The organism is Salipiger bermudensis (genome assembly GCF_020171625.1).
Taxonomy (GTDB): domain Bacteria; phylum Pseudomonadota; class Alphaproteobacteria; order Rhodobacterales; family Rhodobacteraceae; genus Salipiger; species Salipiger bermudensis_B.
The window spans coordinates 1-9853 of the sequence record NZ_JAIUZY010000029.1; the positions used below are offsets into that span (position 1 = coordinate 1).

Sequence of the window (9853 nt, forward strand, 5' to 3'; positions counted from 1 at the left end):
CCCCGGGATGGGACTCCGGAGGCCCTGAATCAGTTCCACGTCACTTGCCGAAAGCCGTCTCAAAGTAGTCGACGAGCTTGCCGAAGGGGATCACGTCGGTCTTGTCATAAAGGTCGACGTGGTTCGCGCCCGGCACGATGAAAATTTCCTTGGGGTCGTGCGCTTGCTTGAACACGTCCTCGCTGAAGTAGCGCGAGTGGGCGTGCTCGCCGACCACCAGCAGGACGGGGCGACCGGCGAGCCATTCGAGATCGTCCATCAGCGCGAAGTTCATCCACGACGGCGTGCTGGTCATGGTGAACTGGGTGATCGCGCGCGGGTGGTAGCCACGCGGACGCGAGTAGAACGCGCCGAACTCGGCGCCGACGGGGTTGGCCTCGGCATCCCATGCCAGCGGTGCACCGCGGTCGGTGAGTGTCTGCTCGCCGGTTTCGAAGTCGGCCCAACGTTGCTCGGCCAGCGTCGTCAGAAGCCCGGTTCGGTCGGCAACGGTCAAGCTGTCGCCGAAGCCGTTCTTCTGCATGCGGCTGATGTCATACATCGACACGGTGGCCACGGCCTTGATGCGCGGGTCGATCTTGGCTGCCGAGAGCGCGAAACCGCCCGAGCCGCAGATGCCGATGGCGCCGATACGGTCGCGGTCGACGAAGGAGCGGGTGCCGATGAAATCGACGCAGGCCATGAAGTCCTCGACCATCTGGTCGGGCGACGACAGGTGCATCTGGCCACCTTCGGAGGCACCGTTCCAGGCAGGGTCGAAGGTCAGCACGACAAAGCCCTGCTGCGCCAGTTCGTTGGCGTAGACGCCGGGGCCCTGTTCCTTCACGCCGCCGTAGGGGGCGCCGACGATCAGCGCCGGGTACGCCCGGGTCTCGTCGAAATCGGCGGGGCGGTAAAGGTCGGCGGCGATACCGATGCCAAAGCGGGTCTGGAAATCTACCGCGGTGCGGGTGACGTTCGGCGAGAGGTCGAAGATGTAGGTGTTCTTGGGCATTTTTCTTCCTTGGGAGGCTTTGGGGAGGTCCGTGGGGGAGGGCGGCAGGCGGGTCCGCGGCCACCGGGTGGGCGGCCCCGACAGGATAATGCGGCGTCGGCTGCGGATCACTCCGGCTGCACGGTGGGGCGGAACAGGATCTCGTTCACATCGACGTTCGCCGGCTGCGAGATCGCGAACGCGACCATGTCGGCCATGGTCGTCGCAGGTACGCCGATCCTGCTGACCGCATCGCGCACCGCATCGCCGAGGCCTTCCTCGGTGATGTGCTGGGTCAGCTCGGTGTTGACCGCGCCGGGCGAGATCACCGTGACGCGCACATTGTAGTCCTTGACCTCCTGCCGCAGGCCTTCCGACAGCGAGCGCACCGCGTGCTTGGTGGCGCAGTAGACGGCGCCGGTGGCGACGGTTTTGTGGCCGTAGACCGACGAGACGTTGATAACCTGGCCCGACTCTTGCTCCTTGAAAATCGGCAGCACCGCGGCAATGCCGTAGAGCGTGCCCTTCATGTTCACGTCGATCATCTGGTTCCACTCGTCGATGCGCAGGCTGTCCAGCGGCGAGAGGGGCATCAGACCGGCGTTGTTGAAGATGACATCGACGGTGCCGAAGGTCTCTTTGGCGGTATCGACGAGATTCTGAACGTCTTCGAGCTTGGTGACGTCGGTGGCTACGGCGATGGCCTCGCCGCCAGCCGCCTTGATCTCGTTCACGAGGGCGTCGAGCCGGTCGGTGCGGCGCGCGCCGAGCGCGACCTTGGCACCCTTGGCGGCGAGGTCGCGGGCGGTGGCTTCGCCCATACCGCTCGAGGCGCCGGTGATAATGACGACTTTGCCGGTGATGTTATCGGTCATGCTAGTCTCTTTCCTAGGGAATGCGGAGCGCCGGGACGGACCTTTTGGCCTCTTGCGGCGCCACGGGTGAATTTGCTGCGGGCCGGATCAGTCGGCGCGGGCCAGGCTCACCTTGAAGCTGCCGTGCCGGAGCAACGACTCGAAGTCGCCGTCAAAGGCACCGAGGCGGACGAGGCCCACCGCGGCCTGAAACGGCTTGTAGAAGATCGCGAGGTTGCCCCATGGCGCATACAGCGTGATGTCCCCCGCCTTCGCCGCGTAGCGCGCCGGGGCATCGGTGGTGTCGAGCTTGCGAGGTAGGTCGGCGACCTTCTCGATGCCGTGATAGTCGCTGAGGGTCAGCTCCAGCGGCAGAAGTGCTGCGAAGTCACGCCCGGCAGGCGTGTCATCGAGCGTGGCGGAAAGAACCGCCTCGCCGACAGTCACGTGTATCCTGGTCATGGCTGATCCTTTCCATCTGGGTCATTGAAGACCGAGGCGAGGGCGCCTCGGACAGCACATCACCTAATCTATCCGCTACGCAGGATAATCGGGCGCTCAGTACATGCAGCCATGAATGACGCTCATGAAACCGGAAGCGCGCCAGATTGACTCCGTCTCCGCGCTGGGGGAGCAGTCTGGGTGGTGACGCTGGGCTTTCATGAGGTCCTCTCATGAGCGTGTCCCGAACCGCTGGCATTATACACCAATACGGCATCGCTATCTCATTTGGGCAGGCAGGGAATGAACCCTGCTGCAGGCCCTATGGCCGCCTCATGCACAATGGAGACGACCTGATGAAAACAACCCTTGCAGCACTCGCCCTTACGCTGGCCGCGGCTCCCGCTGCCTTCGCGCAGGAGATGACGCAGACCACGACGCTGGATCGTGGCGGCCAGATCGGCAGCGAAGACACCTTCACCGGCACCGTGTTCGTAGCGCCGGTCTTCGGGCCGAACATGAACGATGTCAGCGCCGGCGAGGTGACGTTCATGCCGGGCGCGCGCTCGGCTTGGCACACGCACCCGATCGGCCAGTATCTGGTGGTCACGAAGGGCACCGGTTGGTACCAAGAAGAGGGCCAGGAAAAGCAGATCATGCGTACCGGCGACGTGGTCTTCGCTCCGGCGGGCGTGAACCATTGGCACGGCGCGACCGACAGCACCTCGGTCACCCACTATGCGATCCAGGCCGCCGAAGATGGCTCGGCAGTGACCTGGGGCGCGCTGGTGACGGACGAAGAATATGGCAGCTAAGGCTGCAATCTGGCGCGGCCTGCTCATGGCCGCGCTTCTCCCGCTGGCTGCACAGGCGCAGGAAACGGTGCTTGAGGGGCTCGACTACCCTTGGGACATCGAGGCGCAGGGCGAGGTGATCTACGTAACCGAGAAGGGCGGGACCATCGGCATCTTCGACGGCGAGAACTTCGCCCGGCTGCCGGTCGAGACCAGCGCACCGGTCCTGAATGACCGGGGTGGCGGGCTGCTTGGCCTCGCGCTGCGGCCCGACTTTGCGCAGAGCCGCCGCGCGGTGGTCTATCAGCACATGGGCACGCCGGAGGATCGCAGTAACCGCGTCATCGAGATTGAGCTGCGCAACGATGCCTGGCATGAGACGCGCGTGCTGCTCGACGGCATCCCTGGCCATCCGCTTTACAATGGCGGACGCGTGGCCTTCGGCCCGGACGAGATGCTCTATGTCACCACGGGTTGGACAGAGAACCGTGAGCGTCCGCAGGACGTAGGAAGCCTCGCGGGCAAGATCCTGCGGCTGACGCCGGAAGGTGCGGTTCCCGAGGACAATCCGTTCGACGGCTCGCCGGTCTGGTCGCTGGGACATCGCAACCCACAGGGTCTAGCGTGGGACGCCGTCGGGCAGCTCTACGCCGCGGAGCACGGTCAGTCCGGCCATGACGAGGTGAACCGGATCGAGCGGGGCGCGAACTACGGCTGGCCGCTGATCCAAGGCGACGAGACGCGGGACGGGATGCAGGCGCCGCTGGCCCATTCCGGGCGCGGCACCTGGGCGCCGTCGGGCCTTGCCTGGGAGGGCGAGCGCCTGCTGCTCGCCAGCTTGCGGACGGGTTCCGTTCTCTCGGTCGGCACCGATGGTGCGGTGTCCGAAGCCCTGAGCCTCGGAGATCGGGTGCGCGACGTGCTGGTGACCGACACCCATTTCTACGCGATCACCAGCAACCGCTCGCCGCGGCGGGACGGTGCGTCCGCTGATCGAATGATCCGGGTTTCCCGATAATAGGATAATCATTGGACGTCATGAGCCACGCACATATATTGTGAGGGAGACCCGTTGTGATCCTCGAGCACCAGATCAAGGCCTCCCTCATGCTTCGTGAAAACATAAACGACCTCATAGCCTTGGCGGCAGTTGCCGAGGAGCGGAGCTTCACCCGCGCCGCAGCCCGGCTCAACGTCTCGCAGTCGGCCCTGAGCCATACGATCAAGGGGCTCGAGCAGCGGCTCGGTCTGCGCCTGCTGACCCGGACCACCCGCTCGGTCGCCCCGACGCTTGAGGGCGAGGACCTCCTAGCGACGCTTAATCCCTGTTTCGAGATGATCGAGGCGCGGCTCAAGGCGCTGAATGACGCGCGCGATCAGCCCACCGGCACGGTGCGGATCGTCGCGGTGGAATACGCGATCGACAGCATTCTCTGGCCCAAGCTCTCGCCGGTGCTGAAGCAATACCTTGCGGTGAACGTCGAGTTCGTCATGGACTACGGCTATACCGATCTGGCGAGTTCGCAATGCGATGCCGGGGTGCGTTACGGCGAACAGGTGAGCGACGGCATGATTTCGATGCGCATCGGCCCGGAAGAGCGGATGATCTGCGTCGGTGCCCCCGAGTATTTCGAGGCGGCGGGCACCCCGCAGGTGCCACACGATCTGGCCGAGCATCGCTGCATCAATTTGCGGCTGTCGACCCATGGCGCGCTTTATGCTTGGGAATTCGAGGACAAGGACGGCAACGAGATCCGCGTGAAGGTTTCGGGCCAGACCTGTTTCAACACGATCAACCCGGTGATGCGCGCGGCGGTAGACGGCCACGGGCTCGCGCTGATCCCGGAACGGCTGGCGGCGGAACACCTGGCCTCCGGCGCTCTGCAGACCTGCCTTGATGACTACTGCCCTTACTTCCCGGGGTTCCACCTCTACTACCCGAGCCGGCAGCGTCCGTCTTCTGCTTTCGAGGTGGTGCTGGAGGCTTTGCGAGAGCGGGGTTGAGGCATTCATGAGGCGCTGTCATGAGTGGGTTGGCCCAATCGGGCATTAAGGTTCCGCAGGGTCCGCCCACATCAAGGGGGTAACCGGAACCAGCCCGACAGGAGCTCCCATGAAGACCTATGTTGCCGCTTCGGCCCTCGCCCTCATGACCACCGGCGCCACCGCGCAGGAGGTGTCCAGCACCCTGCCATCCGCCGTCGGCGCCGTTGCGCCCGCGCTTGAGGCTTATTCGACCAATGATCTTTTCGGCTCTGTCTGGGCGGGCGAAGAGCTCTCGATGCGCGACCGCGCGCTTGTCACCTTCGCGGCGCTGATGACGCGCCATGAGACAGAGAACCTCGGCAGCTACGTCGAGCTGGCGCTCGACGCGGGCGTGACCCCGGCCGAGCTGTCCGAGACGATCACCCATCTCGCCTTCTACACCGGTTGGGGTAATGCCACCGCCGCCGCGGAGGCGATGGCGCCGGTCTACGAGGCGCGCGGTGTCACGGCAGAGGATCTTCCGGCGCTCGAGCCCGAGTTGCTTCCGATCAATGAGGAGGCCGAGGCCGCACGTGAAGAAACCGTGCGCGGCAACTTCGCCAATGTCAGCATGGGTGTCGTCGACACCACGCGCGAGCTGCTGTTCAACGATCTGTGGCTGCGCCCGGCGCTGGAGCCCCGCGACCGCAGCATGGTGACCGTCGCCGCGCTGATCGTCGCCGGTCAGCCCGAGCAGATGACCTTCCACTTGGGTCGCGCAATGGACAACGGGCTGACGCAGGAAGAGGCGGGTGCCATGCTGTCGCATCTCGCCTTCTACGCAGGCTGGCCCAAGGTCTTCTCGGCGCTGCCGGTGGCCAAGCAGGTCTTCGAGGCGCGAGTGAACTAAGTCTTCGGGCGGCGGGGCTTCGGCTCCGCTGCCGTAATTCAGGAGAACAGCATGAAGATCGGCATTCTCGGATCGGGTCTGATGGGCGGCAAGCTCGGCACGCTCTGGGCGTCCTCTGGCCATGACGTCACCTTTGCCTATGCGCGCAGTGCGTCGAAGCTCGAGCGTCTTGCGCGGGAGAGCGGCGGGCAATCGGGAACCATTGCCGACGCCGTGGACGAGGCCGGCGCGCTGCTTCTGGCGGTGCATTGGTCGCGGGTCGGCGACGTGCTGGAGCAGGCGGGCGATCTGGCGGGAAAGGTGGTGCTGAACTGCTGTGTGCCGCTCGACGAAGCCAACCGGGACCTCGTCGTCGGCACCACCTCCTCCGGCGGCGAAGAACTGGCCCGGATGCGCCCGAAGGCGCGCTGGGTGTCGTGCTTCAATACAACGCCCTCCGAGAGTTTCGCGCCGGTCTTCGCCCGCAAGGGGCAGGACCCCGCGCCGCAGGTCTTCACCTACGGCGACGACACCGGTGCCAAGCAGATAGTTAGCCAGCTCATCCGCGACATCGGCTTCGAGCCGCTCGACACCGGCGGGTTGCGCAACGGCCGTTATGTCGAGCCCTTTGCCATGGCCACAGTGGAACTGGCTTACGTCCAACCGGGCGGGCCAGCGCTTACCTACAGATTCACCAAGCTGCGCGGCTGACCGCGCAGCGAGACAGAAGGAGAAAGACAATGAAAATCATCCGCGCAGGCAGCATTCCTTCCGGCCCCGGTCCCGAGGACTACTTCACCGGCACCGTGCGCATCGACCCGATGTTCCAGGCCGACGCGCCCGGCCGCACAAGCGGCGCGCATGTCACCTTCGAGCCCGGCGCGCGCACCGCGTGGCACACCCATCCGGCGGGCCAGACCATCATCATCACCTTCGGCAAGGGTCGCGTTCAGCGCGAAGGCGGGCCGGTCGAGGAGGTCACTGCCGGTGACATCGTCTTCTTCCCGGCCGAGGAGAAGCACTGGCACGGCGCCGCGTCGGAAAATGCCATGTCGCACATCGCCATCCAAGAAAGCATCAACGGCTCGCCGGTGACTTGGATGGAGAAGGTGGCCGACGAGGACTACAACGGCTGATCCGGCAAACCGCCGTTCTTGAGGGCCGGGCGCTTTCCAGCGCCCGGCTCTTTCAGCTACCGGCCTCACCGGCAGGGGTCTCGCGCCATTCATGAGCCAAGCTCATCTCTGCAAGGTGGAGACCGGGCATACACTGAAGCGAGCCGCGCCGCATATGAAGGGCCAGCCCGCTTCGCGATCGCGAGGCCGCCAGTCCGAAACCGAACGAGCCGATCCATGACCCGCCCCCACATCATCTGCCACATGATCACCTCCATCGACGGTCGGCTGCTTGCCGACCGCTGGCCTTGCGAAGAGGAAGAACTGCTCGAGGTCTATGACGCCGCCGCGGCCCGGCTCGATGCAGATGGATGGATCGTCGGACGCACGACCATGGAGGCGCATTACCTCGAGGCCGCCGACCCGGCGCCGCTCGAGGAGATCGGCCCGCGGGACGATCACATCGCGCCGGAGCACGATGCACTGTCGGGCATCGGCATCTGCATCGACCGTACGGGTCGGCTCCGCCCCGAAAGCGGCGACATCGACGGCGCGCATCTGGTGATGGTGCTCGGCGAGCAAGCCTCCCGCGCGCATGTAGAGATGCTGGTCGCGCGCGGCGTGTCGGTGGTTTTCCTAGGCTCGGGTGAGGGGGCGCTGGCCGATGCGCTGGCGCGGATCGCGCTTGCCTTCGGCACAAGGCGGCTGATCCTCGAAGGCGGTGGCGAGATCAATGGAGCTTTCCTGGCAGAGGGGCTGATCGACGAGACCAGCACGCTCGTCTACCCAGTGGTGGACGGGCAGGGCGGCATCCCCGCCATCTACGAGCACCGCGGCACGACCGTGGCTCGTGGCCTTGAGTTGATCGCCGTGGAAACCCTCGACAAGGGCTGTGTGTGGATGCGCCACCGAGTGCTCACCGGCGGCCCGGCTGCACTAGGGCGTGCGGAATGAGCCCCCGGGCCGCATCGGGGACCTTGGCACCGAGACTGCCTCTGGTCATCGTCGCGCTGGCGACGCTACTGGCACTTGTGGTTTTTACCGCGCCGCTGACCACGCTGGACGCCATGACCTCCGCGCTCGATCTCAGCGCGGCGGAGCAGGCCTGGGTGATGAGCGGCATGCCGCTTGGCGCCGCCTGCGGACTGCTCACCGCTGGTGCCTTCGGTGACACGCTGGGCCGCCGCCGCACCTTCGTGGCGGGTCTTTGGATCAATGTGGTCTCGTCGATCGGCGCGGCGCTGGCCGGCAGCGCGGAGATGCTGATCGTGATGCGTATCGTTCAGGGGCTCGGTAGTGCCGGGATCATGGCCTGCGGGCTGGGGCTTCTTGGGCAGATCTACCAAGGCGAGGCGCGCAAGCAAGCCGCCGCGATTTGGGCGGCTGCGCTCGGGGCTGGGGTGGCGACAGGGCCGATCCTCTCCTCCGCATTTCTCTCGGTCTCGGGCTGGAACGCGATCCATTGGATCATCGCCTTGATCTCCACGCCGCTGGCGCTGGCATCGGTGCAACTTCCGGAGAGCCCCCGCACGGGGCTGCGGGTGGACCTGCCGGGCGCGCTCGCCTTGATGGTTGGTATGGCGGCGCTCATGTCTGCGCTTGTCGAGGTCCGTGTTGGCTCCTCGCTGCTGGTGATCGGGCTGATCGCACTGGCCGGGGTCTTGCTCGTGCTTTTCGTCCGGCTGGAGCGCCGCAGCCCGAACCCGATCCTTGAGCTGCGCCTCTTCCGCAGCCCGGCCTTTGTCGGCGCGACCCTGGCTGCCTTCGCTTCCGGAGCCGGGGTCTTGGCACTGATGTCCATGGTGCCGACCGTCCTGGTGCGCGGGCTGGGCCTCAGCCCACTCGCCGCCGCTGTCACCATTCTCGCCTGGTCTGGTGTGACCGTCCTTGCCGCGCTCGGCGCGCGCTTCCTGCCGGCGGCGCTCTCCTCGCGGGCAAGGGTAATCTGGTCAATTCTCGGCTGTGCGGTCGGGCAGGCGCTCCTTTTCGTCGCCGGCGCGGACAGCACCTGGGCCGTGCTGCTGCCCGGCCTTTTCGTGGCGGGCGTCGCCAACGGCATCCTCAACGCCTCGCTGGGCCATGAAGCGGTGCAGACCGTGCCGCAGGAGCGTACGGCCATGGGCTCGGCTGCCAACAACACCGCCCGCTACCTCGGTTCGGCGCTCGGCATCTCGCTGATCTCGGTGCTGATTGCCGGGGCGCAGGGCGAGAGCTTCTTCGAGGGCTGGCATCGGGCGGTGGTCGCGACCTCGGTCATCAGCCTGCTGGGCGTGCTGGCGATGCTGCTTCTGTCGCGCCGCGATGGCGGCGGTCGGGCGCTGCCCGCCTGACATCCCGGCCATTCATGAGGCAGGCTCATCGGCGCTATCGGGTTTCGACCCATAGCTTCGAGGCTGGCCTCGTAGGACACTTGGTCTTGCAGAGATCCCTTTTCGGCATGGCGCATGCGCCCGCTCTTCCGGCGGTGCCTCGCCATCGTCGCGACAGACCCATCGAACCGACAGGTATGACAATGCAGCTGAACATCAACGGCGCGACGCATGACGTCGACGTGGAACCCGACACCCCGCTCCTGTGGGTGATCCGTGAGGAGCTTGGCCTGACCGGCACGAAATACGGTTGCGGCATCGCGCAATGCGGCGCCTGCACCGTGCTGATCGACGGTGTGGCGACGCGCTCCTGCGTGACCCCGGCGGACAGCGTCGCGGGTCTCGAAATCCGAACCATCGAGACGGTCGAGGACACCGAGATCGGTCGCCGCGTGGTCGAGGCCTGGGTCGAAAACGAGGTCGCGCAATGCGGCTATTGCCAGTCGGGGCAGG

General features: G+C 65.8%; 12 protein-coding genes. 9 read left to right on the forward strand and 3 right to left on the reverse strand.

From position 1 onward, the window contains the following. Positions 1-40 precede the first annotated feature (40 nt). From LCM15_RS22485 to LCM15_RS22495, 3 genes are all read right to left on the reverse strand, one after another. Positions 41-994 carry an alpha/beta hydrolase gene (locus LCM15_RS22485; protein ID WP_224860056.1) on the reverse strand — a complete coding sequence of 318 codons (954 nt, stop codon included), beginning with the start codon at positions 992-994 and terminating at the stop codon, positions 41-43. A gap of 107 nt (positions 995-1101) precedes the next feature. Next, positions 1102-1848, reverse strand: a complete 747-nt coding sequence (locus LCM15_RS22490) for an SDR family oxidoreductase (RefSeq protein ID WP_224860057.1) — start codon at positions 1846-1848, stop codon at positions 1102-1104. Between the two features lie 87 nt (positions 1849-1935). Beyond that, on the reverse strand, positions 1936-2289 hold the full coding sequence (locus LCM15_RS22495) for a cyclophilin-like fold protein (RefSeq protein WP_224860058.1): 354 nt from the start codon (positions 2287-2289) through the stop codon (positions 1936-1938). 335 nt (positions 2290-2624) lie between these two features. Between LCM15_RS22495 and LCM15_RS22500 the strand changes: the two genes are divergently transcribed. The 9 genes from LCM15_RS22500 to LCM15_RS22540 all read left to right on the forward strand — a co-directional run. After that, positions 2625-3083: a cupin domain-containing protein gene (locus LCM15_RS22500; protein ID WP_224860059.1), complete on the forward strand. Its 459-nt coding sequence runs from the start codon at positions 2625-2627 to the stop codon at positions 3081-3083. Continuing rightward, a complete protein-coding gene (locus tag LCM15_RS22505; RefSeq protein WP_224860060.1) occupies positions 3073-4080 on the forward strand; it encodes a PQQ-dependent sugar dehydrogenase in 1008 nt (335 codons plus the stop codon). Before LCM15_RS22500 ends, LCM15_RS22505 begins: the two co-directional genes overlap by 11 nt. Positions 4081-4169: 89 nt before the next feature. Beyond that, complete coding sequence (locus tag LCM15_RS22510) at positions 4170-5066, forward strand: LysR family transcriptional regulator (RefSeq protein WP_224860067.1); 897 nt, start codon at positions 4170-4172, stop codon at positions 5064-5066. 109 nt (positions 5067-5175) lie between these two features. Beyond that, the gene (locus tag LCM15_RS22515; protein WP_224860061.1) at positions 5176-5937 is read left to right on the forward strand and encodes a carboxymuconolactone decarboxylase family protein; all 762 of its coding nucleotides are present in this window, start codon (positions 5176-5178) and stop codon (positions 5935-5937) included. A gap of 51 nt (positions 5938-5988) precedes the next feature. Further along, complete coding sequence (locus LCM15_RS22520; RefSeq protein ID WP_224860062.1) at positions 5989-6627, forward strand: NADPH-dependent F420 reductase; 639 nt, start codon at positions 5989-5991, stop codon at positions 6625-6627. 29 nt (positions 6628-6656) lie between these two features. Next, positions 6657-7052: a cupin domain-containing protein gene (locus LCM15_RS22525; protein WP_224860063.1), complete on the forward strand. Its 396-nt coding sequence runs from the start codon at positions 6657-6659 to the stop codon at positions 7050-7052. Between the two features lie 216 nt (positions 7053-7268). Then, a complete protein-coding gene (locus LCM15_RS22530) occupies positions 7269-7985 on the forward strand; it encodes a dihydrofolate reductase family protein (protein ID WP_224860064.1) in 717 nt (238 codons plus the stop codon). Then, positions 7982-9361, forward strand: a complete 1380-nt coding sequence (locus LCM15_RS22535) for an MFS transporter (RefSeq protein ID WP_224860065.1) — start codon at positions 7982-7984, stop codon at positions 9359-9361. The genes LCM15_RS22530 and LCM15_RS22535 overlap by 4 nt, the downstream gene beginning before the upstream one ends. A gap of 182 nt (positions 9362-9543) precedes the next feature. Beyond that, positions 9544-9853, forward strand: a 310-nt coding sequence (locus LCM15_RS22540) for a (2Fe-2S)-binding protein (RefSeq protein ID WP_224860066.1), incomplete at its 3' end; no start/stop codon positions are given.

What these genes read in the sequence shown, in the direction of transcription:
- LCM15_RS22525 (WP_224860063.1), top strand. Translation starts at nt 6,657, where the DNA reads ATGAAAATCATCCGCGCAGGCAGCATTCCTTCCGGCCCCGGTCCCGAG.
- LCM15_RS22485 (WP_224860056.1), bottom strand. Translation starts at nt 994, where the DNA reads ATGCCCAAGAACACCTACATCTTCGACCTCTCGCCGAACGTCACCCGC.
- LCM15_RS22495 (WP_224860058.1), bottom strand. Translation starts at nt 2,289, where the DNA reads ATGACCAGGATACACGTGACTGTCGGCGAGGCGGTTCTTTCCGCCACG.
- LCM15_RS22515 (WP_224860061.1), top strand. Translation starts at nt 5,176, where the DNA reads ATGAAGACCTATGTTGCCGCTTCGGCCCTCGCCCTCATGACCACCGGC.
- LCM15_RS22530 (WP_224860064.1), top strand. Translation starts at nt 7,269, where the DNA reads ATGACCCGCCCCCACATCATCTGCCACATGATCACCTCCATCGACGGT.
- LCM15_RS22510 (WP_224860067.1), top strand. Translation starts at nt 4,170, where the DNA reads ATGCTTCGTGAAAACATAAACGACCTCATAGCCTTGGCGGCAGTTGCC.
- LCM15_RS22535 (WP_224860065.1), top strand. Translation starts at nt 7,982, where the DNA reads ATGAGCCCCCGGGCCGCATCGGGGACCTTGGCACCGAGACTGCCTCTG.
- LCM15_RS22490 (WP_224860057.1), bottom strand. Translation starts at nt 1,848, where the DNA reads ATGACCGATAACATCACCGGCAAAGTCGTCATTATCACCGGCGCCTCG.
- LCM15_RS22505 (WP_224860060.1), top strand. Translation starts at nt 3,073, where the DNA reads ATGGCAGCTAAGGCTGCAATCTGGCGCGGCCTGCTCATGGCCGCGCTT.
- LCM15_RS22500 (WP_224860059.1), top strand. Translation starts at nt 2,625, where the DNA reads ATGAAAACAACCCTTGCAGCACTCGCCCTTACGCTGGCCGCGGCTCCC.
- LCM15_RS22520 (WP_224860062.1), top strand. Translation starts at nt 5,989, where the DNA reads ATGAAGATCGGCATTCTCGGATCGGGTCTGATGGGCGGCAAGCTCGGC.